This is a genomic window from Clostridium oceanicum, assembly GCF_039521385.1.
In the GTDB taxonomy this organism is placed as follows: domain Bacteria; phylum Bacillota; class Clostridia; order Clostridiales; family Clostridiaceae; genus Clostridium_F; species Clostridium_F oceanicum.
Map to the genome: position 1 here is coordinate 260,613 of NZ_BAAACG010000001.1, position 25,264 is coordinate 285,876.

Below are 25,264 nucleotides of genomic sequence, written 5' to 3' on the forward strand. Positions count from 1 at the left end.
TAATTATTTTATAGTATTTAAGTTAATACTGTAGTTTCCGTTTGGACTGCCAGTTCTATAAACTAATAAATAATATTTACCTGGTTTTAAAGTACATGTATTTTCTAATTTATCACCTTTTTTATTTGCATAGGTTACTCTTGTTGTTTTATCAGCTCCATATAAAATCCAATTAACTTTTAAGTTGTCTAAGTTATCTAAACTTATTTTTACATTTTTATTTGATTTTACATCAAATGAATAAATATCTTTATTATCTCCTTTAGTTAAATTACCATCTATAATATTCTTATCTAATAAAACATTATTAGCTTTTTCAAAAGAGTCATTTGGTTCTTTTTCATATTTTATAACAGGAAGATCTTTGTCAGGTCTTTCTATGTTCCCAGATACTTTTAAAGTATATTTACTAAGGTTTGGAGAATTATTATAAACTGTTAAATAATAATCACCAGCTTCTTTAATATCTACAGTTTTTTTATTGTACTGTGAAGACTTTATAGAATCATAATTAAAGTGTTTATTTAAGTCTTTTGAATTATATATTACCCAGTTAATCTTATCATTAGATAAATTATTTATTGATATATTTATTTTTGAAGGGTCTTTAACTTTAAAACAATATACATCTTTAGAGTCAGTTTTGTTATTTACAGTAGCATTAACTACAGTATTTGAAAGGGATATTTCATTAGCATCTTTAAAGTCATTATTAGGTTCTTGTTCAGTTATTTTTTTAGATATATTTTCTTTAACTTCAATATTACAAGTTTTTTCATTAAATCCTTTTCTATTGTCTATTACTTTTAAAGTTACTTTATATTTACCAGGAATTTTATATGTGTGATTAGGATTAGCTTCACTACTTTTTGTGCCATCTCCAAAATCCCATAGGTATGATGTTATTTTACCATCAGGATCTTTTGAACCATTACTTGAAAAACTAACTTCTTTATCCTCATAGATATTAGAAGGAGCAGTTAAATTAGCTGTTGGCAATTTATTTGGTACGAAATTTTTTATACCTTGTTTACCATGGAATACTACATTAAATTTAACTTTTTTAGTTACAGGGTCAACTTTATAGTCTGTAAAATAGCAATTAATTGTTTTATAACCTTTCCAATCTAATTTAGATAAATCATTTAGTATATCATTACATTTTTTATTCATTTCTTTCCAATCAATATTTTCTCCTTTAGAAGTAGCTCCTTCAAAGGATTGTTTTACAGTAAATGTATCAAAAAAGTCAGATTTACCTGTAGATGTAGAGGTAGTTTTAAATTTAGATATAGAAGAAATATCTTTATTTATATCTGATATATTTTTATATGAATATTCTTTTAGATAGTTATCTGATACTAAAGGTGTTGTTAAGTTATCATAATTACTAGCTAATTTCTCCATATGATTACTGTAATTTCTAGATAAGTTCAAATTACTTCCTAATTCATTCATATATTTGTCATATCCAGCAGCGTCGTTATTTCTTACATATTTAGTTATGTTTAATAAAGTATCTAAATCATTATTATATAAATAGTCATAAAGAGCAAAACTATATTTGTAAAATTCAAAATTACCAGGAGCATATTTTGAATGTAAAGTTTTATTTAAAGTGAATCTAGGAGTACTTCTTAATCCATCTACCATAGATTTTCTTGATAAAACGTTTTGAGTCCTAGTAGATCCTGCGAAAAATTCTGCACCACCTTCATCATACCAAGTTAATCTATCATTATTGTATAATGGGTTTTGAGTGAAGCTTCCAGGGACTACATAGCGTCCTTGAAGATAATGAGTATATTCGTGTCTGAAAAGTTCTTCTAATGTATATCTACTTTGAGCCTTAGTTCTTTCATAAGTAAAGAAAGAACCTGTTTCTTCTATATACATACCACCATTATTAGTATCATAATTAAATACTAATGAGTTTATTTTTTGATAATCATCAGGGCAATTATAAAGATACATTGTTAGTGTATCATCAGGATTCCCTTTTTCTATAGCTTTGTCATTTCCAAAGACTCTAAAGAACTGTGAACGAACTTCACGAGAAGCAAAATACAATCTTTGAATCTTTTCTTTTGTTACTTTATTGCCAGCTCTAATTACCATTTTTCCGTTATCAAATTTATAAGTGTTTGGTAAATATCTATTTATGGTATCTTTCTTTAATTGATCAAAATTAACAGAATTTCCTTCTGCATCTATTCCTTTAAAAGAATCATTAATTCTTTTGGCAGCTTCAAAATAGGGTTTTGATTCTTTAGAATGATTTTTTAAAACTTTAGTTAAAATCTTTAAAGGGCGGTCTTTTGGAGTACAAACTTTCTTTAATCTAGAAACTTCATAGATAGCTCTATTTATAAGCCAAACGTTATCATTACTATAACCTTTTACTAAAGAAAGTTTTTCTAATCTGTCGAAATATGAGTTTATTTTTCCATACCAAGGAGAATTTTTAGGATTTTCAGTGTAATTATCACATAAGTAGCTTTGAATATCATATCCTACACCATCCATAATTTTAAAAAGGGCATTGTTTTTACTTTTAGAATTTTTGTATTTATCATAATTAGATATATATTGATCAAAAATTTTATTAAAACCGTTAACAATTGTACTATCACAGGAAGCATTACCAATAAGCATGCCTATGGAAGTAACTACATTATCTTGCTTTTCAGTTCCTAATTTGAAATATAAATTGTTTTGAGCAGCTTTTATAGCAGGCATACATTTTGAATGAAAACTTCTTTCATTTAGATATTTTAATTGAGAATTGTTATATCCTAAGTAAAAACCAGCTCTAAGTACTTCAACTAAAGTAGGAATTCCTTCATCATTAGTATCTGTGAATTTGTATGAACTCTTATAAAGTTCATCTATTATAGCTTGTACACGATCTTTGTTATTAAAAAAAGCATAGGAATCTTGAGAATATTCAAATAGTCCCTCTATGTCTCTCCAACTACAATCTTTTATTAAAGATACTAGGTTATTATAACTTAATGAGTTTAAATATCTAAATGTATATTTTTTAGAGTTTTCTTTTGTTTGTTTTTGTGAAATAGATGTTATGTTTTTTGCAGGCCCTTTAACTAACTCCTTTGCAAAAACTAAGTTAGTGCTAGTAGTTAACATAGCTATTAAAGTAGTAGTGGAAACAATTTTTTTAAGTTTTTTTGTCGCAAAATAACTTTTACCTTTTTTCAATACATTACCTCCCTAAATTTTGATAAAATACTAAATATTCATAAAATGTTAAATATTTATATATAGATTATAGATTATTTTCAGTATATTATCAATTATTTATATATTTAGAAAATATATAATATTTTGTATATTATCGTTGTAAAATAAATTAAATTATTGTTTTTAGTCTAAAATTTCAGCTAAAAAGAATAAAATTTATCATATATGTGCAATATATGTATATAAAAATATATAGAGGATGATTTTATGCCATATAGAGATGGAAAATTAGTATTTGAAGATGAACTAATAAAAAAGAGAAAAAAAGATAAAACTAAAGCTGATAGAAATAAAAAAGAAAACAAAAATAAATAAAAACTTTAGTAGTAACTTATAATATTTAAAATAATTTTATTTTAAAGGAGAAATGATATATGTCAAAATCAGATAGAAAAGAAAAAGGAATAGGATCATTTATATTAAGACTTGTTTTAGTATCTGTAATATTAACTATAACATCATATTTAACACCAGGATTTAGTATAACAGGTTTATGGATGATATTGTTAGCTGGTGTTGTTATAATAGTTATTGATTATTTTGTAGAGTCAGTTATGAAAGTAGATGCATCTCCTTTTGGAAGAGGTTTTAAAGGATTTGTAATAGCTGCTATTATATTATATTTAACTCAATTTATAGTTCCAACTATGCATGTTTCTGTAATGGGAGCTATTATAGCAGCAGTAGTTATAGGAATATTAGATGCTATAATTCCAGGTAGATTTATGTAAATATTAAATAATAGGTAATTTTTTAGAGAAACAGAATAGTATAATAAAGAGAGAGTCTTTCCTATAGGAAGTTACTGATTTAAAAGAGATCAGAGTTTACCTAAAAGTTAAGACTCTTTCTATTATTTAATTTGTTTTTTTATTTAAAAGAAATAATGTTAGATTTAACAACATAAAATAATATAAAGATATCCATTATATATGAATTTATTGGGGGATGTTTAAATGAAGATAGGTATAGATATGGGGCATACTTTAGTTGGACCGGATTATGGTGAAGTAGGTTATAAGAATGAGTTTACATTAACTAGAGATTTAGGTAATGTAGTTATTAATGAATTAAAAAGGCTAGGAAATACTGTAATAAATTGTACTGTAAATCAATCTAATTCTATAGAAAAATCCTTATCAGATAGGGTAGATAAGGCTAATTCTAATGATATAGATATATTTGTATCTATTCATTTTAATGTGGGATCAGAAAATGGATCACAAATATATACTCTTAATGGCTCAAAATTTCCAGAGGCTAATAATGTTTTAAATAGATTAGTTTCTTTAGGGTTTAGAAATAAAGGGATAAAAGATGGTAGTGATTTGTATTTACTTAAAAATATAAAAAGTAAATCTATGATTATAGAAGTTGCTTTTTTAGACAGTAAAGAAGATATGTCAAGATATAATAATTATGGGCCTATGATAATTGGAAAGGCTATAGCTAAGGGATTAACATTTAAATAAAAATAAATAATATAGGATAATAAAAAACTGCAGTTGTTAGAAGGAGATATAATTCTAATAACTGCAGTTTTTAAATTAAAAAAATATATAAATTTAGTTCATAATCTATTTTATAAAATATGATAATATATTTTTGTTTAAAATTAAAGTTAAATAGTTAATGTAAATAAATACCAAAGTTAAGGTTAAGTATATTAAATATATAAAATACTAATTAACATAGTTTTCATAAAAAACCATATGTAAGACTAATTCCCAGTGTTTTAATATTTAATATAAAAACCCTCTTTTTTATACTCAAAGGGGAGGGATAAAAATGTCAGAAATAAAAGAAATAATCAAAAACATTGAGCATCTTAGGAAACATATGGACAGCCTTATAAAAGAAGGTAAAGACTTATTAGATCCAGAAGTTATAGTAGCAAGTCAACAACTTGATGCTATATTAAACAAGTACAATAAGTTATTAAATGAAAAATTAGAAAAGTAAATTTTAATTTTTGGGGAGAGCTTAGAAACTCTCCTTTTTTTTAAATATTAAACGTTTAAGTAGTAATTTTATAATAAACTATTATAAAATTAAGTATTTATCAAATATAGATATTATAATAGGTAGTCTTATTTACATAAATATAATTATGTAAACATAATCAAATGTAAACTAAACATAAGTTTTATTTAAATTTTAAAATATATAAAATAATAGGAAACTCAGATTCATTCTTCATCTGACTAAATAAATCAATTTTGTTAATTAAAAGTAGAAAAGATACTAGTAATCATATAGTTAGATGTTTTTATATAATGTCTTAAAAAGTGTATAAAAACCTTAATTGTCATATAAAGCGAATATATATAAGTTTCATATTGTATTTAAGAAAATGTCATTATTTTATATGAAAAACCCCTAACAATACTTAAGATTGTAGAGGTTTTGTTTTACTTAATATATGATTTTTAAAAGTCTAAATCTAGAATTTATAAATTATTATTGTGTAATTTCACATAGTATTCTTATTTATTAACCTACTTATTTTTAACATAATAAATTTATTTAAGTTAAAATTGTCTTATTAATGAAAAATAGCATATAACAAGATTTGAACTTATTACATAAATAATACTTAGCCGATTCCTCCATAAATTGATCCTAAAATGATTATAACAAAAGTTGTAGGTACAAAAATATATTTACCAAATTTCATAAACCAAATACCAAGTTTATGGTTTGCTCCTAAATTTACTTGATCTAATGTTTTAAATGGATCTAGTATATAAAAGAATATAAATGCTACTATTAAAGCACCTATTGGAGACAATATTATAGTAATAAAGTTAGTAAAACTATTAAAAAAAGAACTATTAATTGCAAGTGGAATAGCTAAAACAAATGCTGCAATAGCAGTTATAAAGGCAGTTTTTTTTCTATTCCAATTAGTAATGTTCATAAGAGCTTCAACAGGTCCTTCAAGCATTGCAATAGAAGAGGAGATTGAAGCAAATATTATTCCTAAGAAAAACAATACACTTAAAAGTTGTCCAAATTTCATTGTTTGAAATATGCTAGGTACAGTAACAAATAAAAGTGCAGGGCCAGCTGAAGGTTTAAATCCTAATGCAAATACAGCAGGTATAATCATAAATGCTGCTAAAAGTGCACTTAAAGTGTCAAATAAAGCTGTGTTCATTGCGCTATTAGGTATATCAAAGCTTTTATCAGTATAGCTACCATATAAAACCATACAACATCCAGTTAAAGAAACTGTAAAAAAAGCCTGTCCTAAAGCCATAACCCATGTTTTAGGTTTTAATAAATAAGACCAATCAGGAATAAGAAGATATTTTACACCTTCTATAGAATTAGGAAGGCTTAAAGATTTAATTATTAAAGCTATAAAAATAATAAACAATAAAGGAATAATAATCTTATTTATTTTTTCTATACCTTTAGACACACCAAAGCTAACTATAAGTAGAGTTATTAATACAGCAAGAAATTGCCAAAATACAGTGCTTTTGCTACTAGTAAATTGAGCAAAATAGTTTGCTGTATCAATACTAGTAATTTTACCAGTCACACTTATATAAAAATATTTTAATACCCAACCAATAACAACTGTATAAAACATAAATATACCTGTAAGAGCTAGTGTTGGAAGGATAGATATAATAGAGCCACCTTTTAGATTTTTTTCTTTTAAAACTTTTTTTATAGATACCATAGATCCGATTTTAAATTGTCTACCAAAAGTAAATTCAGTTATTAAACCTACTATTCCAAGTAATATTACAAATAGAAAATAAGGAATTAAAAATGCTGCACCTCCATTTTCACCAAGTTTGTAAGGAAACATCCATATGTTTCCTAAGCCGATAGCGGCACCAACGCAAGAAAGGATGAAGCCTACCTTGCTAGAAAATAATTCTCTTTTTTTTGATTTTGTCATTTGATTTACCTCCTATGTAAGTGAATTATTAAAAGTCCTATATTTCTAGAAAAACCATTAAGTTAGCTAGGAAATATATGATTTTTAAATCTTAAATGTATAAATATATAATTATATAAATAAAAGAAGCCTCATAGTTCTTACTATAAGACCTCTAAACATAGAAGAAAGCCTCATAGTATTATCTATGAGGCTTATTATTTCGTTGATAAAAACTTTAGCCATCATAGATACAAAACACAAACTTGGTGTTTGGTTTGTATCTATGATAAATATCTATACAATAGACACAAACCTATCTAAAAAAGCTAAAGAAAAAGCTAGTATTTAATTTTAAGTTAGAAAGGCTTGCTTTTAAATTCATAATAAAATCTCCTTGAAATAATTTATGTTTATCATAATAGCATCATATGGATTTATTGTCAATAATTAATTTAAATTTTAAATTTAGTTATATTACTTTTTCCTGTTACCGTCTTCGTCAAAATTTCTTTTTAAGGCCTTTTCCGTTGGAATTATAGATATAACTAAGAAAACAGTTTGAATACAACAAACTATTCCTCCCAAAATTCCTACAGAATTTTTATCTTTTCCAATTATAAATAACATTGGTATAAGAGAAAGAGGAAGCATAATCCATCCTATAGTTACCCATAGCTTTCCAGAGTATTTGTGAGCAAATTCCCAAGTGTCTTTGTTTTTCATAGACATTTTTGTTCTATATCCAAAAACTCCATTGATTTCTTTCGGCGGATTTTTTATAAATAGTTTGCCGAATATAATCATTGTAAAGGGAATTAATAAGCTACAAATCATCATAAAAACCCAAAATCCCATCTTTACCACTCCTTTAGTAAAAGGTTATGTTGTTATATTATATAATTATAATATAAACATTAATAATTATAGTATATCATTCTAATTAATTTTTTTATGATAAATTTTATGGTCTGTAAATAAAATGGTTATGTAATTAAATTGTATAATTAAAAAACTTATAAATTTTATACAATAAGTTGTACTTAATTATTAGTATTGTAAAAGGATTTTTTATGAGTAATGTTTGTAAGTTATATATTATAAAATTAAAAACCTATGTAAAGCACTTGAATATAAGGCCTTACATAGTTTTTTGAAAATCTCATAATTATAATTTAGATTTAGTTTTTTTTATTTTTTCTATGAATAGTTTAGCTTTTTCTGTTATATCTTTTTTAGATCCATTAGTTAAAAAGCTACCTACACCAACAGCTATACAACCGTTTTCTATCCACTCAGTAACATTATCTAAATTAACACCTCCAGTGGGCATTATAATAGTTTGAGGAAGAGGGCCTTTTATAGATTTAATAAATGAGGGGCCAAATATGCCACCAGGGAAAAGCTTTATAACATCAGTTCCAGCTTCCATTGCTTTTATTATTTCATTTATTGTCATACAACCAGCCATATAAGGTATTTGATATCTATTACATAACTTAGCTGTTTCTAAATCAAAACTAGGGCTTACTATATATTTAGCTCCAGAAAGTATTGCAATTCTAGCAGTTTCACTATCAAGTATAGTACCAGCACCAATTAATATAGTATCATTGAATTCATTATCTAAATCTTCTATTATTTTGTGAGCTTTTGGGATTGTAAAAGTTATTTCTATAGAAGATATTCCACCATTTATACAGGCACTAGTAATTTCTATAGCTTTCTTTGAGTTTTCAGCTCTAATTACAGCTACTATACCGGTATTTTCAATTTGCTTTAAAACTTCATATTTTTTCATTAGAATCCTCCCATGATAAATTAGTTTACACTGTAAATTTAAAAAATTATTTTAAACTTATATTAATTATAAAAACAATAAATAATTTAATCAATAGAAAATTTAAAATATTCTGAAAAGATAGCATGGTTTAATTTTCAAGTAAAAAAAATACAAAAATAATGTTATTATTTATAATATAAAGATACAATACATTTCTTTACTTGTAATCACTAAGTTATAGATAAAAACATAGAAACTCTTTTCATAATCTATATTCAACCATAGTATTTTAATAAATAATATAAAAAATGATAGTAAGTTATTGTAAGGATTAATCACTGTATTTAGTAAATCTATTATGATTTTAAAGGTTACTTTTTAGTATTTTTGAATACAAAGATAGCCCTTTATTTATTATTCAGAAAATTCTAAAATTATTATAAAGGAGGATTTAAGTTGATACAGATAGGATATAAAGAACTTCAAATAGTTGAAATTCTATTAGAAAAAAAGGATACATTAATTCTTGAAGAAATAGCTAAAAATTTAAATCTTTCACAAAGAGCTATAAAATATTCTCTAATGAATTTGATTAATTTTTTAAAAGAAAACAAATTAGGAAAATGTATTAGATATAATAATGAAAATATTACATTAAAGGATCAACAAGGGAAAGTCATTAAACTTTTAAAAAACTTAACTAGAAACCAGTATTATTTGTCTAGGGATGAAAGGATTGAAATATTACATTTTAAATACCTTTTAGATAAAGATTTAACTTTAGATGAAATAGCTAAATTTTTAAAAGTTAGTAGAAGTACCATAAAACAAGATATTCATATATTTAGAAGTATACTTGATGAATACGATTTAACTTTAGTTTCAGTAGCAAAGTTAGGATTAAAAGTATATGGAAAGGAAGAAGATATAAGAAAAGTATTACTAGAAATTATATATGCAAATGTAAATTTAAATTTTATAGATAACCAAGAAAATATAGGAGCTTTATCTTTCAATCCTTTTATGAAAAACATAATTGATAAAATAGTGAGTAAAAGTCCTATAAAAAAATTAAATTGTATAGTAAGAAGTTATGAAAAAGAGTTTTCTCAAATTGTAAGTGATGAAGTTTATAAAATAGTATTAATATATTTGATAATACTTTATAACAGAAATCTAAATGGATTTAAAATAGGTAGACACTTAGAGTTTGGAAAGATTATAAATATAGACGTTAAGAAGTTTTTTAAAGATAAATTTAAAGAAAAATTAAATATGGATGTTGACTTAATTGAATTTAGTGACCTTGGAAGCTGTTTAATATCTAAAGAAGAAAGGAAATATGGCTATAAAACTAAATGTGAATTTATAGGTTTAAGTATTTTAAGTCATAGGATGATAATGAATATTGTAAAGAACAATATTACAGCTAAAAACGTTATCTGGGCTAACGAAGAGGTAAAAAGAAGTATGGATGTTTTTTATAGACATTTTTATTTAGCTGTTGAAAGAACAGAAAACAGAATATTAATAAAAAATCCAGTGTTAAATGAAATAAAAAAAATTAATTTAAAACTTTTTGAAGATATAAAAGAAGGATCAAAAGAGATAGAAAAGTATATAGGTGAAAAATTTAGTGAGGATGAAATTGCATATTTTACAATACTTATAACAAACATTATTGAAAAAATAGAACAGTTAAATAATAAGGTTAGAAATGTTGTTATAGTCTGTGGTATGGGCAATGGTACATCAAGAATAATAGAAGAAAAAATTTATAAAAATTTTGAAGTAAATATAAAACATGTACTTTCCCATCGTATGTTAAATTCATTAAAAGATAAAGAAGATATTGACCTAATAATATCTACAGTACCTTTAAAAAATGATGGATTTGTTAAAACAATATATGTAAATCCTTTGCTTACAGCAAAAGATATTAAAAATCTTAAAAATGCTGGTGTTAAAGAAAAAAATCCTATAAATATAAATTCAGTAATAGAAACAATTAATAAATACAGTGATATAAATGATGAGGAAAAATTAAAGAAAGAACTTTCAGACAAATTTTCATGTTCTTATAGTTATGATGAAAAAGAAGATAAAAAAAGAATTTATAATCTGTTATCTAAAGATAGAATTTCATTTGAAAAAGATATTTTAGATTGGGAAGAGGCTATAAGAAAATCAGGAGAATTACTTTTAAAAGATAACTGTATAGATGAAAGTTATATTGATAGAATGATTAAAATTGTAAAGAAATACCATGGATATGTAACAATTGGTGAAGGCATAGCAATCCCCCATGCTGAAAACAAAGATGATGTATATAAAACAGCAATGAGTTTATTAAGATTAGATAGTCCTGTGATATTTAATAATGGTAAAAAAGTTAATACCATAATTTCATTTTGTAGTATAGATGGAATAGAGCATATAGCTGCATTAATTGATTTATTAGATTTAGTTGAAAAGAAGAAATTTATTAAGCATATTAATATGTTTAAAGAAGCTGAAGAGCTTTATGAATATATAAGAAATTTTAACAATCTGAAAGGAGATACACTATGAGCATGATAGATTTAAAAAGAATTGAATTGAGTGTTGATTGTAAAAATCCTGAAGAGGCTATTAAAATGGCTGGTAAGCTTCTACTATATGATGATTTTATTAAGGAAAGTTATATAAAAGGAGCTATTGAAAACTTTAGAAAAAATGGAGCTTATTTTGTAATAGCGCCAGGCATTGCTATTCCTCATTCAAGACCTGAAGATGGAGTAAATAAAACAGGAATTTCATTAGTAGTATTAAAAAATCCATTGGAATTTGGAAACAAAATAAACGATCCAGTAAAAATTATAATATTTTTGGCTACTAAGGGAAATGATGAACATGTTAAGTATATAAGTAGGCTAGCAAGAATATTTGGAGAAGAAGAAAATATTAGCATAATACTGAATGCAAAATTAAAAAAAGAAATTATTCAAATATTTGAATAAATTGAAAACTATAAACTTTCATTATAAATTTATAAAAATAAATTTAAATGTTCTTAGTAAGTGAATAGTTTTTGAAAAATAAATATCCTTATTTTAACTTATATTTCTAAAAATTATATTAGGTAAAAAGGCTAAAAATAATAGTATGTACCGCTGTTTTAAAGATAATAAAAACTTTATTTAAAAGGAGGATGTAAGAAATGAAAATTTTAACTGTATGTGGATTAGGAATGGGGACAAGCTTAATTTTAAGGATGAATGTTGAAGAAGTTATAAAGGAAGCAGGGAAAAATTATGAAGTAGAACACAGTGATGTATCAGCAGCTACAACAATGCCTTGTGATTATATAGCAACTACTAGCGAACTTGCAGAAGTATTAAAAGAAACTGGTAAGAAAATAATTATAATTAATAATTATTTTGATAAAAAAGAAATAGAAAAACAACTAGGGGAGGCAGGTATTATTTAAAATAAAAATTATTTTATAAGGAGGTAATAGTTATGACTGTTTTAAATTGGATTGCTACAAATATGTTTGGCCAACCATCTATTTTAATAGGATTAGTAGTTTTTGTTGGATTAGCATTACAAAAGAAAAACTTAAGTAACATAATCCAAGGTTCATTTAAATCTATAATGGGATTTCTAATTATAGGTATAGGTTCAGGAGTAATTGTTGAATCATTAGTATTATTTGAACCAATGTGGGCAGAAGTATTTGGTCTTAAAACTCAAACCTTCGCAAACTTTATGGGACAAGAAGGATTTATAGCTAAGTATGGTTCAGTAGTAACTATGGCTATGACAATAGGATTCTTAATTAATTTATTATTAGCTAGATTTACAAAGATGAAATACATTTATTTAACAGGTCATATGATGTTTTGGACAACATTAATACTTGCAGGAGTAATAATTCATACTAATCCAAATGTAAGTAATACCTTTTTATTAACATTTCTCTCTATATTCATGGGAATTTATTGGACAGTTCAGCCAGCTCTGGTTCAGCCACTGCTTAGGAAAATAACTAATATGGATTCTATAGCATTAGGACATACATCAGCTTCTGTTGCAATAATTGGTTCTTTTGCTGGAAAACTATTAGGAAATGAGAAAAAGAATGCTGAAGAATTAAAAGTTTCTCCTAAGTGGGCATTTATAAGAGATTCAAACATTGTTACAGGTCTTACTATGGCAACATTATTTATTGTAGGAGCAATACTTTTATCCCTAAAAAATACTGGTGCTGCAAATGAAATATTAGCAAAGTCAGGAGATACTAATTTTTATGTTCACTCAATAATAATGTCATTAAAATTTGCCGGTGGTATAGCTATAGTTTTATTTGGAGTAAGAATGTTTATTGGAGAATTAGTACCAGCATTTAAAGGAATTGCAACTAAATTAGTACCAAATGCTAAACCGGCATTAGATTGTCCTATAGTATTCACATATGCACCAAATTCAGTAATATTAGGTTTTTTAGGTTCTTTCATAGGAGCAATATTCTGGCTTTTAATCTTAGGGAAATTCGTAGGATATGTATTTGTACCAACTATGATAGTTTTATTCTTCCACTCAGCTACAGCAGGGGTATTTGGTAATAAAACAGGAGGGGTAAGAGGAGCCTTAATTGCAGGATTTTTAACATCAACAGTTGTTGCAGTAGGACAATATTTAATGATTACATTCTTCTTAACATCAACTATACCAGATACAGCAATGTGGGCAGCAGATTCAGATATGTTTATACTAGCTCCAATAGTAAGATTTATAACATCATTGTTCATGTAGATATAAATACTTTGTTTATATTATAAAACTGAAGATTTAATCTTTTACTTATTAATATTTATTTTACTTAAAATGTAGGTATTTCAGTAGTAATTGTTCTATTCAATCTAATAGTTTTTGTAAAAAAGTATTAAACTTTATTATTAATTTATATTTGAATTTGACTAAAATCAAAAAACATTTGATTTTAAAATTTATATAGTTAAAAAGATATATAATATATTTTTAAATTTAGTTTGGAAGGGAAGGTCTTAAATTATATAACAGTAACTAAATAAGAAGAATTTTAATGTTAGATTTATAAAATATATAGATTTTAAATTACTATAGTAAAACAAGGAAGGAGAATAAACATGTCATTTATAAGAACCCTACTAAAAGATATAGAACCTAATGAATTAGGATATACCTATTCTCATGAGCATATAGTTTGTAGACCACTGTACTGGATAGAAAAAAATGCTGACGATCTCCTTTTAGATTCTCCTGAAAAATCTAAGAAAGATTTAATTGAATTTAAAAACCTAGGAGGTAATTCTATAGTAGATGCTACAGCAATTGACTATGGAAGAGATGTAGATGCAGTAGCAAAACTTGCAAAAGAAACAGGACTAAATATTGTAGGAACTGCTGGATTTAATAAAGCCTTTCTATGGAAAAGCAGGTTAACTTCAAGACTTAAAAAGATAGTAGGTGATTTTGAAACTTATGAGGATTGGATAGAGAAAAGTTCAATTGATAATTTGGTAAATCATGTAGTTAGGGAAGTTGAAGTTGGTCTTGAAAACACAAATTATAAGGCTGGACAAGTTAAATTTGGTACAGGATATAATTCAATTACACCTCTTGAAATAAAAACAATAAGAGTTGTTTCTAGAGCTCATCATAAAACAAAAGCTCCTGTTCATGCACATACAGAAGCTGGAACTATGGCTCTTCAGCAAATAAATATTCTTAAAGAAGAAGGAGTGAATTTAGAAAATGTATCCTTTGGACATATGGATAGAAATCTAGATAATTATTATTACAATAAAATTTTAGAAACAGGAGCTTACCTTTGTTTTGACGGAATAGGAAAAATAAAATATGCTCCAGAAAGTCACAGAATAGAAGAGATTATAAAGCTATGTAAACAAGGGTATAAAGATAAAATTCTTATAAGCGGAGATATGGCAAGAAAATCCTATTATAAAAATTACAGTTATGGACTTGGACTTAGTTTTATAATAAAGGACTGGAGTGAAAGATTTATAGATGAAGCAGAAAATGCTGGCTTAGATGGACAAAAGCTTTTAAATAAATTTTTTATAGAAAATCCAATGAAATGTTTTACATTTAAAAAATAAAGAGGTGTGAATAAGATGAAATTTGATCATATAAATTCACAAGACATTAGTAAAGTTATAAAGGAAAAAAAAGTTGCCCTACTTCCCATAGGGGCAGTAGAAGCACATGGTCCCCACTTACCATTGGGAACAGATTCAATTCTTGCAGAAAATTTATCATATAAAGTTTGTAAAAAGATTAATGGTTTAGTACTTCCAACATTATATTATTCACAAGTTTGGAGTCTAGGTAATTTTAAAGGAACCATAGGAATATCCACAACTACTTTAAAGGTATTAATTAAAGAAATAATAAAAGAAGTTCATAGAAATGAATTTAAGATAGTAGCAATAATAAATACACATCTAGGTAATCTTACAGCTATAAAAGAGGCAGCAAGGGAAGCTATGAAAGAATTACCAGAAGATTTCAAAATATTTTATTTCACTTATCCTGGTGCAGATAAAGTTATAAGTGAAGTTATGGATAGTAGTAAATTTCATAAAGGATTTTTCCATGCAGATGAAATAGAAACTTCATATATGCTTTATTTAGCTAAAGAGTATGTAGATATGGATAAGGCTGTTAATGGGAATCCAAAAGTATCAGAAAATATGGAATTTACTCCTATGAGATGGGATTTGTTTACTGAAACAGCAGTAATGGGAGATGCTACATTAGCTACTGAGAAAAAAGGTGAAATTGTAATCGAAAATGTAATAAACAATATAACTAAAGTGCTTAATAAATATATTTAAAAGGTGGATAATTATGGATTATATAGATAGATATTTTGATACCATAAAAAACATTTTAGATAATATATTAAAAAATGAAAAAGAAAATATAGATATGGCAGCTAAAGCAATGGTTGACTCAATAGAAAAAGGAAATGCCTTATTTGTCTTTGGATGCTCTCACGCAGGAATTTTAGCAGAAGAACTTTTCTATAGAGCAGGGGGCCTTGCTCTTATGAATCCCATATTTAATCCAACAATGATGTTAAATACTAGACCAGTTACATTAACTAGTAAAATGGAGAGGTTACATGAGTTTGGAAAAATAATAATAGATGAGAGCCCTCTTAAAAAAGGAGATGTAATATTGATTCATTCAGTGTCTGGAAGAAATTCTGCAACTATAGATGCTGCATTAAGAGCTAAAGAAAAAGGAGCTAAAGTAATAGGGTTAACCAATTTAAATTATTCTAAAAACGTTTCTTCAAGACACAACAGCGGAAAAAATTTATATGAAATATGCGATATTGTTATAGATAATTGTGGTGATTTTGAAGATGCTTCAATAAAATTTGATGAAATGGGACAAAAGGTAGGTCCAACATCTACAGCAGTAGGAGCAACTATAGTAAACTCAATTATTATAAGAGTATGCGAAATAATTTTGGAAAAAGGAAACAAACCACCAGTATTTCACAGTGCAAATGTTGATGGAGGAGACGAATTTAATAAAACTATATTTAAGCTATATAAAAACAGTATTCACTATCTTTAGTCACAGGAGAAAACTTCTAAGTTTTTTAAGAGAGATAAATAAAAAACTAAAATTATATAAAAACAAAAGTCTTAGAAAAGTCTAAGGCTTTTGTTTTTTAGAAACTAAAATTAAAACTTTTATTGAGTTTTATTGCTAATATTGCTGTCAATATAGTAGCTAATAAATCAGCCACTGCTTGTGTAAATACTATTCCATTTATGCCTACTATATGGGGGAGAATAAATATAGTTGGTATAAAGAAGATTCCTTGCCTTGCAATACCTAGAATTCCACCTTCTTTAATTTTACCTATAGCAACAAACAATGTTGTATAAATGCATTGAAATCCAAAGAAAATAAACATTATTATATTTGCCTTTAAAGCCTTAATACTTAAATTAATAACTTTATAATCCTTACTAAATATTGAAATAACAGGGCTGGAGAATGTTATTAATAGAATTGTTATTATTATGCAGAAAATTGTGGTCCATTTTAAAGATATGTTAATAGTTTCTTTAAATCTACTCCAATTTTTTGCACCATAATTATATCCAACTATAGCTTGAAAACCCTTAGAGTATCCAAATACAACATAAGATACAAAAGTAGTTATTCTAGTTACAATTCCCATTGAAGCTACTGCATAATCACCATAAATACTAGCTTTTGAATTTAATAATCCTATAGATATGCTAACTAATAATTGAAAGAAAAAGCTTACAAATCCTACTTTTAAAATAGGAAAATGTATTTTTTTATTAAAGGAAAAGTTTTGATAGGATATTTTTAAACTGTTTTTACCTTTTAAAAGATATATTATATAAAGAATTGTTGTAATACTTTGAGCGATTACAGTAGCAGTAGCGGCTCCTTTTATTCCTAAATTAAGGGAATATATAAAAATGGGATCTAAAATTATATTTAAAACTCCACTTATGAGCATGGCCGACATACTTATTTTTGAAGCACCTTCTGCAGTTGTGATATTATTAAGAGTTACATTTATTATATTTAAGATTGAACCAGAAACAAAAATTATAGCGTATTTTTTTGCATAAGGGAGTATTGTACTAGTTGCTCCGAAGAGTATTAATATTTTATCAATAAAAATTAAAGTTAATATTACAAGTATTATTCCACATAATAGACTATTAAAAAATGCTGTAGAAGATATCTCATTAGCTTTTTTTATGTTTTTTTCTCCTAAAAATCTTGAAACATAAGGAGCAGCACCACAACCAAAAATTAAGCCTATTCCAATGATTAATTGAGATATAGGAAAGGTTACAGAAACTGCTGCAATTTGACTTGTTCCTAGTCCTCCTACAAACATTGCATCTATAACATTATTAAAAGCTGTTACAAGCATTCCTATAATTACTGGGAGACCAAGTTTTAATAGTGCTTTAGAAATTTTTTCTTCACTCATTATCTTTATATTTTTATTTGTTGTACTCATTTATGTCATTCCTTTCAAATTTTATTATTATGTTTATATAGTTTTACTATAAGTAAGAGAAGGGTATATGTACTATACACTATGGATAAAAAATACTTATAGAAAGTATAATTTAAAAGAGTATATAATCTTAGTTTTTAATTAATTTATATCTTACCAAATTGGATAATTAAAAATTTTTTATAATTAACGAAACTAATAAAAGAGTATAGGTGCTATACACATTCTTTAAAAAATTAGCTATTTATATATTGTTATTTGTACAATATGTATTAAATAGCCTAATGTTTTAATATTTATTTTATTTCTTCTTCAAAATTTTCTAATATATCTTCTGTATTTATTAAGAATTCTTTTATAAATAGTATATTTTCAGTGGATGCATCCTGTAATATCTTATTTATTAAAGAATCAAATTTATTGTGTAATTTCTCATGATTTTCATATGCTATGTGCCCTTTATCTGTCAATTTTAATGTAAGCTTTGATTGATTATATAAGCTTTTTTCTTTTTTTATCATCCCTTTCTTTTCAAGCTTAATTATAATTTGAGATACGGCACCTTTAGTAACTCCTATTTTGTCTGCTAGACCTGTTACGTGTATTCCTTCATTTTCTTTAATAGCTTTAATCATATGAATTTCTGAGCTAAACAATTGTTTGTCTGTTCCATAGTAACGTGTTTTTTTATCAATATTAGAAAATTTATTTATTACTCTTAATAGAGAATAGCTTATTTTATTTTTATTGGTTTCATTAATATTCATCATATAAAAAAGTATATAGCTGCTATACTCTTTTGTCAATATACAATAATATATTAATAATGGTTTTTAATATTAATACTTTTTATAAAAATTAAAGTACGAGGTTTAGACACATTGAAATAAATAACTAGCTAGATAGTATATTATTTATTTTCACATTACTTAAGATCAATTTTGCAATCTTTTTTATATTACAGTGAAATTTATATTGAAGTAATAAAAAAATTTGGATAAAATATAAAAAAGATAGTAAAAATTTTTACGAATAAGATTGTATTTAATTATAATTAAGTTATACAGAATTTAAATGTGAAGGAAGGTTGATAAAATGAAATTTCAAGTGTTAATAAAACAATATCTTAATTGCTTGCAAATTGGAGACCTTGAAAAGCTATTGTCCATTTTTGAAGGAAATGCTATAGTTTTTTCACCACTTTATGGGAAATTATCTGCTAAACAATTTTATTCTGATTTATTTAATGATACAACTCAATCAAAAATAACATTACTTAATACATTTCAAAGCAATGAGAATGAAGATACATGTTCAGGTCACTTTCAATATGATTGGACAATGAAGGATGGTTCATTAGTGACTTTTGAATGCGTTGATGTTTTTAAAATTTCTAAAAATAATAAAATTGAGAAATTGACAATAATTTATGATACATTTGGAGTTAGAGATAGCTATAATCAATTTAACGACTGTTTTAGCTTCTAATCCAGTTAGATTTAATATCCCTACTGATAAATTTTCTATTTATCAGTTTATCTTAATTTATTTATATAATAGAAACTTTTTATTATATAAGTAAATTGAATTTTTAATAAACTAATATTTATTATTGTTTTTGAAATGATATTATGATACAATTCACATAATTAAATAATAATATGCTTGTTTTTATCCCCGGGTAAAAACAATTAAGAGCATTGGATTTCACTCCGTTAGGGCCTATTTAGGAGGAGTGGGATTCAATGCTCTATTGTTTTTTTAGGGGAAATATCAAAAAGTGGAGGAAGATAAATTTGTTAATTTAAAATAAAAGAAGAAAAAATTATAAGCATTTTAATGAAATTAAAGGAGGTAAAAGTTATGTTTGAAATTCGAGTTTTAAGCAAAGAGGACATTTCTTCTGTAATAGAAATGCAACAAGTAATTGATGTAGTTGAAGCTGTATATAAAGCAAGAAGTGAGGGGATGACAGAGATATGGCCTACAGTATTTTATGACTTTATTTCAGGTAAAGCAGATATGGATATTAAATCTGGATATTTAAAAAAAGAGAAACTTTTCGGTCATAAAACAGTAACGTGGTTTGAAGATAACGCTAAGAAAGGACTTCCTACTTTAATGGGGATGATTTCTGTATTTGATGCAGAAACAGGACAACCTATAGGAATTATGGATGCTTCTTATATCACTGGAATAAGAACAGGAGCTGCAGGTGCATTAGGGGCAAAATATTTGGCTAAAAAGAATTCAGAAAACTTGTTGATTTTAGGAGTAGGAAATCAAGCACTATTTCAAATTGCAGCTACTTTAAAGGCATTTCCAAATTTAAGAAAAGTACAAGTAGCTGCTATGCACATAGAAAAAGCAAAAAGCTTTATAGATAATATTAATGAAAAACTTGAAAGTAAATTTGGAATAAATACTGAAAGTGTAACATTTAAAGCTGTAGAAAATTTAGAAAGTGCAGTAAAAGATAGTCAAATTATTATAACTGTAACGCCTTCAAGAAAACCAATTATAAAAAAAGAGTGGGTTCAAAAAGGAACGCATATTTCTTGTATAGGTGCAGATATGGAAGGAAAACAAGAAATAGATTCAAAACTAATGTCTTCCTCTCTTATATTTGTAGATGATAAGGAACATTGCAAACAAGTGGGAGAGATAGAAATTCCTCTTAAGAAAGGGATGATTAGTGACAAAGATATCGCTGGTGAGATAGGGGATTTAATATTAGGAAAAGTTGAAGGAAGAACAAGTGAAGATCAAATTACAATATTTGATGCTACAGGAATGGCACTTTTAGACATAGCTATAGCTAAAATTGTACTTCAGCTTGCAGAAAAAAAAGGACTAGGAACTAAAGTGAATTTTTAAAAGATGGAGAGTGATAAAATTATGAGTTTTAATTATAAGGAAGTAAAGAATGCATATGAACGCATCAAAAACTATATTAGAAAAACACCATTAGATGAATCTTATTATTTAGGAAATGAAAATAAAAAGTATTTTTTCAAACTAGAATCCTTTCAAAAGGCTAAAAGCTTCAAAGTTCGTGGAGCATTAAATAAAATGATGACTTTGACAAATGAAGAAAAAGAATGTGGAATTGCAACAATATCATCAGGAAATCATGGTAGTTCTGTTAGTTATGCAGCTTCAATTCTTGGAATAAAAAATTCAAAAGTTATTGTACCAGAAAATACACCACAGAGCAAAATTGATAAAATTGAATATTTTGGTGCAGATGTAATGCTTATGGGTAAGAACTATGATAAAGCACATTCACTTGGAATGACATATATAAAAGAAAATGGCATGACTTATATTGATGCATACTATAGTGATCCTAAAATATATGGTGGTCAGGGAACCATTGGTATTGAAATACTTGAGCAAAATAAAGATATTGATACTATAGTAGTGCCAATCGGTGGAGGGGGATTAATTACAGGTATTGCTGTTGCTGCAAAAGTAATAAAGCCAGAAATTCGTATTATTGGTGTGCAGACAGAAGCTTGTCCTGCTATGGTAAAGGCCTATGAAGATAATGTGTTTTATGAACAATATCCTTCAGAAGAATCATTATGTGATGCTCTTCTTGGTGGTATAGGAAAATTGAGCTATGAAATGGCAAAGGATTATGTAGATGACTTCATTGTTGTGACAGAAGAATCTATTGCTAAAGCAGTAAGTTTTATGGCTAAGAATGAAAAATACATTGTGGAAGCAGGTAGTTGTACAACAGTAGCTGCAGTCATGGAGCATAAAGAAAGAATTGGTGGGAAAAACATTGCCCTTGTTTTGTCAGGTGGTAATATAGATGGAGAGACTTTAACTGATATTTTAAAAAAATATTAATTAGTTCAAATTAACTTATTTATTATAAAATTTTCATATTAAAATATGAAAACACCGTAAAATTCATTTGAATAGTACGGTGTTTTTATAATTCATTTTTAAAATTGTTTCATTAAAGTTATCTTTAAAGTTTCTCTTTTATTGTTTCCGAAGAACCATCCTTTCATGAGTCCACAAAAGAATTAATATATTAAAGTTCTAAATTAAATTTATGATTTTCAAATTTAATTTAAAATCCTTATGAATTCCTTATAAATTCCTAGTAATTTATATTTTGTAAGGCAAAGGTAAATAGTTTTAGAAAAATTATTTATCTTACTAAAAAAATTCAGCTTGTTTTTAGACATATTCTAAAAGCATTAATTATTATAGGAAAAGAAAGGATAAGTTTATGGGAAAGTATATTTTAAAAACAGAAAATTTATGTAAAAAATTTAAAGGTGATATGGCAGTAAATAATATTTCACTTTCAGTTGAAGAAAACTCAATATATGGTCTTTTAGGACCAAATGGAGCAGGTAAATCTACTACATTAAAGATGATTACAGGAATACTTAAGCCTACCTCTGGTGGAATTGCTTTTAACGGTCATCCATGGAATAGGAAGGATCTTTTAAATATTGGATCTTTAATTGAATCACCTCCATTATATGAAAATCTTACAGCCAGGGAAAATTTAAAAGTTCGTACTACCTTGTTTGGACTCCCTGATTCTCGAATAGATGAAGTACTTGAAATTGTAGAGCTAACTAATACAGGCAGAAAACGTTCTGGTCAGTTTTCTATGGGAATGAAACAGCGTCTTGGTATAGCAATTGCTCTTTTAAATCATCCTAAATTATTAATATTAGACGAACCGACTAATGGGTTAGATCCAATGGGAATTCAGGATTTGCGTAAACTAATTCGATCTTTTAAAGGTAAAGGAATAACAGTTATACTATCCAGCCATTATTTATCAGAAGTTGAACAAATAGCAGATCATATTGGTATTATTTCAAATGGAATTTTAGGATACGAACAAAAAATTGATCCTAAAGAGGACCTTGAAAAATTGTTTATGAAAGTAGTAAGTAAAAACAGAAAGGTTGGCTAAAGTTATGTTTAATTGTATAGTATCAGAATACATGAAATTTAAAAATACATTTATAAAAAAAATTGCTTTATTTATGCCTGTAATTACAATATTAATTAGTTTTGTACTAACACCTGGAGAATCATTTCAACTAGGTAGTTATAATTATTGGTATGCTGCAATATTACCAGGAACCCTTACGCTCATTTCAGCAGGAATGATCAATAAAGACATAAAAAAATTAAGAGGGCGTGCTATTTTAGAACTTCCTGTTGACCCAGCTAAATTGTGGATTAGTAAGATTTGTGTGTGTATATTATATTATTTTATATCTTCTATAATTTTTTCAATTTTAATAAATATTTGTAGTGGTGTATGGGGAAGATCTATTTCATTTACTAGTAGTATATATGGAAGTAGTCTTATTTTCATTACATTTTTATGGCAAATACCATTGTGTCTTTTTTTAACCTATAAAATTGGTACAATTGGAGCATTATTAATTAATTTTCCATGCAATGTAGTAGGAGTAATTTTAGCTGTAGAACCTTTTAAATGGATTGTTTTTCCTTATGGAATTACAAGTAGATTAATGTGTCCTACAATAGGCGTACTTCCAAGTGCATTAAAGGTTCCAGCAAATAGCCCACTAAAAAATAGTAGTGTAATTATACCTGGAGTTATAGTGTCTATTATACTTTTTATACTCCTTTCATTATTAACTGCATTATGGTTTAGAAAAAGGGAGGAAAGATAAATGACATATTTATTTCGATCTATTAGATCAGATTTTACTAAAATAAAAAGACAGCCTGTATTAATTATGCATACTTTATTACCTATTTTAGGAATAATAATATTTCTTTTGTATTTTTCTTATACTCCATGGAAGAATTCTTCTAAAGTATTTGTGTTTTTACAAATGGTAGCTTTTATATTACCAATAATAATTGCACTTGTTTGTTCTATGGCCTTAGAACAAGAAGCTTTAGCAGGTAATTTTCATGAAATGCTTACTTCAGATATAAAATTAATGCCCTTTTTCAGTAAATTATTAGTTACTTTTTTACTTGGATTTACTTCTATGTTAGTTCTTATAGGTGGTTTTGGGGCAGGATTTTCATATATTTTAAAGCAAAGTCCCTTTGCATTTAAGTATTATATATATGCTGCATGTATTTTATTTTTTAGTAGCATCTTTATTTATATTTTACACAGTATCATTAGTATGAAATTTGGTAATACATTGTCTATAGGTATTGGAATTATTGAAAGTCTATTAACTGCTATTTTAGCTACAGATTTAGGCCTAGGTAAGTGGGAGTTTATACCTTGTACATGGCCAATGAGATTTATCATGGGTTTTCATAAGTTTATGGTGAAAAATCAAAGTTTTTTAGAGGAAAGTCAAGAGATTCACTTAGGTATTTTTATTTGTATATTAGCTACAATTGTTATTTTTATATTTTCATCTTTATGGTTTTCAAAATGGGAAGGAAGAAAAAATTTATGATTATGTTTTTTAGATTTATAAAATCAGATTTTATAAAAGTTAAGAGACGTCCTATAATATTTATACATTTTATAATTCCAATTATAGGTATGATAATGTTTTTTCAGTGTTTTAGCTATAGAATATCTAGTCCAACTTCTAAAATAATAGGACTCTTTGAGTTAGCAGCTTGTGTTTTCCCAGCATTAACTGGAATTGTTTGCGCTATGGTATCAAGACAAGAATATTCTGCAGGTGGATTTCAACAAATGTTAACATCCCATGTAAGATATATGTCATTTTTAAGTAAAATTATAGTAGTTAGTATATTAGGTCTTTTTTCTAGTATATTGCTTGCATGTGGATCTGGAATTATATTTAAGTATTTATTACATCAATCTATTTTTGGGTTTGGATATTATTTATATCTTGCAGGTATTTTATTTATTAGTAATATATTTTTTTACGTTTTTAATTTTATTATTAGTTTAAAATTTGGAGCTATACAATCTATAGTTATTGGTGTAATAGAAACACTTATGTCTCCTATATTTACTTCAACACTGTTTAACGGGAAATGGTTACCCTTGCCATCTATTGTTCTACTAACTATAGTTATTGGAATTTCATGTAAATGGTTTTCAAAGTGGGAAGGGAGAGAAAATAAATAATTTCTTTATATAATTTAAGCAAAAACAGATTGATTATATTGTACCTAGTAATAAATTGGTTGTTTTACAATATTTGCATGAATTTTACGTTTAACTTATACTGAAATAGTAATGAAACACTATATTGTATTTATGTATTTTAAT

The 25,264-nt window shown here is 26.1% G+C and carries 24 protein-coding genes; 18 read left to right on the forward strand and 6 right to left on the reverse strand.

Annotated elements, in window-relative coordinates:
- Positions 1–3: 3 nt before the first annotated feature.
- On the reverse strand, positions 4–3,219 hold the full coding sequence (locus tag ABDZ71_RS01205; RefSeq protein WP_343758015.1) for a collagenase: 3,216 nt from the start codon (positions 3,217–3,219) through the stop codon (positions 4–6).
- 416 nt (positions 3,220–3,635) lie between these two features.
- Between ABDZ71_RS01205 and ABDZ71_RS01210 the strand changes: the two genes are divergently transcribed.
- The 3 genes from ABDZ71_RS01210 (at position 3,636) to ABDZ71_RS01220 (ending at position 5,223) form a co-directional block, all read left to right on the forward strand.
- Entirely contained in the window at positions 3,636–3,992 is a 357-nt protein-coding gene (locus ABDZ71_RS01210) for a phage holin family protein (RefSeq protein ID WP_343758017.1), read from the forward strand.
- 225 nt (positions 3,993–4,217) lie between these two features.
- Positions 4,218–4,733 carry an N-acetylmuramoyl-L-alanine amidase gene (locus ABDZ71_RS01215; RefSeq protein WP_343758019.1) on the forward strand — a complete coding sequence of 172 codons (516 nt, stop codon included), beginning with the start codon at positions 4,218–4,220 and terminating at the stop codon, positions 4,731–4,733.
- A gap of 316 nt (positions 4,734–5,049) precedes the next feature.
- Positions 5,050–5,223, forward strand: a complete 174-nt coding sequence (locus tag ABDZ71_RS01220; RefSeq protein WP_343758021.1) for a Spo0E family sporulation regulatory protein-aspartic acid phosphatase — start codon at positions 5,050–5,052, stop codon at positions 5,221–5,223.
- Positions 5,224–5,857: 634 nt separating this feature from the next.
- Here the strand turns inward: ABDZ71_RS01220 and ABDZ71_RS01225 are convergent.
- On the reverse strand, positions 5,858–7,180 hold the full coding sequence (locus tag ABDZ71_RS01225) for a sodium-dependent transporter (RefSeq protein WP_343758023.1): 1,323 nt from the start codon (positions 7,178–7,180) through the stop codon (positions 5,858–5,860).
- A 205-nt stretch (positions 7,181–7,385) separates the two neighbouring features.
- Between ABDZ71_RS01225 and ABDZ71_RS01230 the strand changes: the two genes are divergently transcribed.
- Positions 7,386–7,511 carry a hypothetical protein gene (locus ABDZ71_RS01230; RefSeq protein ID WP_343758025.1) on the forward strand — a complete coding sequence of 42 codons (126 nt, stop codon included), beginning with the start codon at positions 7,386–7,388 and terminating at the stop codon, positions 7,509–7,511.
- Positions 7,512–7,636: 125 nt separating this feature from the next.
- On the opposite strand, the gene ABDZ71_RS01235 is transcribed toward ABDZ71_RS01230, so the two are convergent.
- On the reverse strand, positions 7,637–8,017 hold the full coding sequence (locus ABDZ71_RS01235; protein WP_343758027.1) for an SdpI family protein: 381 nt from the start codon (positions 8,015–8,017) through the stop codon (positions 7,637–7,639).
- A 310-nt stretch (positions 8,018–8,327) separates the two neighbouring features.
- Entirely contained in the window at positions 8,328–8,960 is a 633-nt protein-coding gene (locus tag ABDZ71_RS01240) for a bifunctional 2-keto-4-hydroxyglutarate aldolase/2-keto-3-deoxy-6-phosphogluconate aldolase (RefSeq protein WP_343758029.1), read from the reverse strand.
- 438 nt (positions 8,961–9,398) lie between these two features.
- Here ABDZ71_RS01240 and ABDZ71_RS01245 point away from each other — a divergent pair, with 438 nt between their 5' ends.
- From ABDZ71_RS01245 to ABDZ71_RS01275, 7 genes are all read left to right on the forward strand, one after another.
- Positions 9,399–11,513, forward strand: a complete 2,115-nt coding sequence (locus ABDZ71_RS01245; RefSeq protein WP_343758031.1) for a BglG family transcription antiterminator — start codon at positions 9,399–9,401, stop codon at positions 11,511–11,513.
- The gene (locus ABDZ71_RS01250) at positions 11,510–11,941 is read left to right on the forward strand and encodes a PTS sugar transporter subunit IIA (RefSeq protein ID WP_343758033.1); all 432 of its coding nucleotides are present in this window, start codon (positions 11,510–11,512) and stop codon (positions 11,939–11,941) included. The genes ABDZ71_RS01245 and ABDZ71_RS01250 overlap by 4 nt, the downstream gene beginning before the upstream one ends.
- 200 nt (positions 11,942–12,141) lie before the next feature.
- Positions 12,142–12,411 (forward strand): PTS sugar transporter subunit IIB, encoded by a 270-nt coding sequence (locus ABDZ71_RS01255; protein ID WP_343758035.1) that lies wholly within the window; start codon positions 12,142–12,144, stop codon positions 12,409–12,411.
- A gap of 32 nt (positions 12,412–12,443) precedes the next feature.
- Complete coding sequence (ulaA, locus tag ABDZ71_RS01260) at positions 12,444–13,739, forward strand: PTS ascorbate transporter subunit IIC (RefSeq protein ID WP_343758037.1); 1,296 nt, start codon at positions 12,444–12,446, stop codon at positions 13,737–13,739.
- Positions 13,740–14,092: 353 nt separating this feature from the next.
- Positions 14,093–15,085, forward strand: coding sequence for a phosphotriesterase family protein (locus tag ABDZ71_RS01265; RefSeq protein WP_343758039.1), 993 nt, complete (start codon positions 14,093–14,095; stop codon positions 15,083–15,085).
- A 15-nt stretch (positions 15,086–15,100) separates the two neighbouring features.
- Positions 15,101–15,823 (forward strand): creatininase family protein, encoded by a 723-nt coding sequence (locus ABDZ71_RS01270; RefSeq protein WP_343758040.1) that lies wholly within the window; start codon positions 15,101–15,103, stop codon positions 15,821–15,823.
- Between the two features lie 13 nt (positions 15,824–15,836).
- Positions 15,837–16,577, forward strand: a complete 741-nt coding sequence (locus ABDZ71_RS01275; RefSeq protein WP_343758042.1) for a sugar isomerase domain-containing protein — start codon at positions 15,837–15,839, stop codon at positions 16,575–16,577.
- Between the two features lie 97 nt (positions 16,578–16,674).
- Here the strand turns inward: ABDZ71_RS01275 and ABDZ71_RS01280 are convergent, their stop codons facing one another.
- Together ABDZ71_RS01280 and ABDZ71_RS01285 are read right to left on the reverse strand one after the other, a co-directional pair.
- Positions 16,675–18,021 (reverse strand): MATE family efflux transporter, encoded by a 1,347-nt coding sequence (locus tag ABDZ71_RS01280; protein WP_343758045.1) that lies wholly within the window; start codon positions 18,019–18,021, stop codon positions 16,675–16,677.
- 296 nt (positions 18,022–18,317) lie between these two features.
- Positions 18,318–18,791 (reverse strand): MarR family winged helix-turn-helix transcriptional regulator, encoded by a 474-nt coding sequence (locus tag ABDZ71_RS01285; RefSeq protein ID WP_343758047.1) that lies wholly within the window; start codon positions 18,789–18,791, stop codon positions 18,318–18,320.
- A gap of 325 nt (positions 18,792–19,116) precedes the next feature.
- Here ABDZ71_RS01285 and ABDZ71_RS01290 point away from each other — a divergent pair, with 325 nt between their 5' ends.
- The 7 genes from ABDZ71_RS01290 (at position 19,117) to ABDZ71_RS01320 (ending at position 25,120) form a co-directional block, all read left to right on the forward strand.
- A complete protein-coding gene (locus ABDZ71_RS01290; protein WP_343758049.1) occupies positions 19,117–19,509 on the forward strand; it encodes a hypothetical protein in 393 nt (130 codons plus the stop codon).
- Between the two features lie 375 nt (positions 19,510–19,884).
- The gene (locus tag ABDZ71_RS01295; RefSeq protein WP_343758051.1) at positions 19,885–20,898 is read left to right on the forward strand and encodes an ornithine cyclodeaminase family protein; all 1,014 of its coding nucleotides are present in this window, start codon (positions 19,885–19,887) and stop codon (positions 20,896–20,898) included.
- A 21-nt stretch (positions 20,899–20,919) separates the two neighbouring features.
- Positions 20,920–21,882: a threonine ammonia-lyase gene (locus tag ABDZ71_RS01300; protein WP_343758053.1), complete on the forward strand. Its 963-nt coding sequence runs from the start codon at positions 20,920–20,922 to the stop codon at positions 21,880–21,882.
- 391 nt (positions 21,883–22,273) lie between these two features.
- Complete coding sequence (locus ABDZ71_RS01305; RefSeq protein ID WP_343758055.1) at positions 22,274–22,978, forward strand: lantibiotic protection ABC transporter ATP-binding protein; 705 nt, start codon at positions 22,274–22,276, stop codon at positions 22,976–22,978.
- 4 nt (positions 22,979–22,982) lie between these two features.
- Positions 22,983–23,714, forward strand: a complete 732-nt coding sequence (locus tag ABDZ71_RS01310) for a lantibiotic immunity ABC transporter MutE/EpiE family permease subunit (RefSeq protein WP_343758057.1) — start codon at positions 22,983–22,985, stop codon at positions 23,712–23,714.
- Complete coding sequence (locus ABDZ71_RS01315; RefSeq protein WP_343758059.1) at positions 23,715–24,470, forward strand: lantibiotic immunity ABC transporter MutG family permease subunit; 756 nt, start codon at positions 23,715–23,717, stop codon at positions 24,468–24,470. It abuts the gene before it with no gap.
- Positions 24,467–25,120, forward strand: coding sequence for a lantibiotic immunity ABC transporter MutG family permease subunit (locus ABDZ71_RS01320; protein WP_343758061.1), 654 nt, complete (start codon positions 24,467–24,469; stop codon positions 25,118–25,120). Before ABDZ71_RS01315 ends, ABDZ71_RS01320 begins: the two co-directional genes overlap by 4 nt.
- The last annotated feature ends 144 nt before the right edge of the window (positions 25,121–25,264 follow it).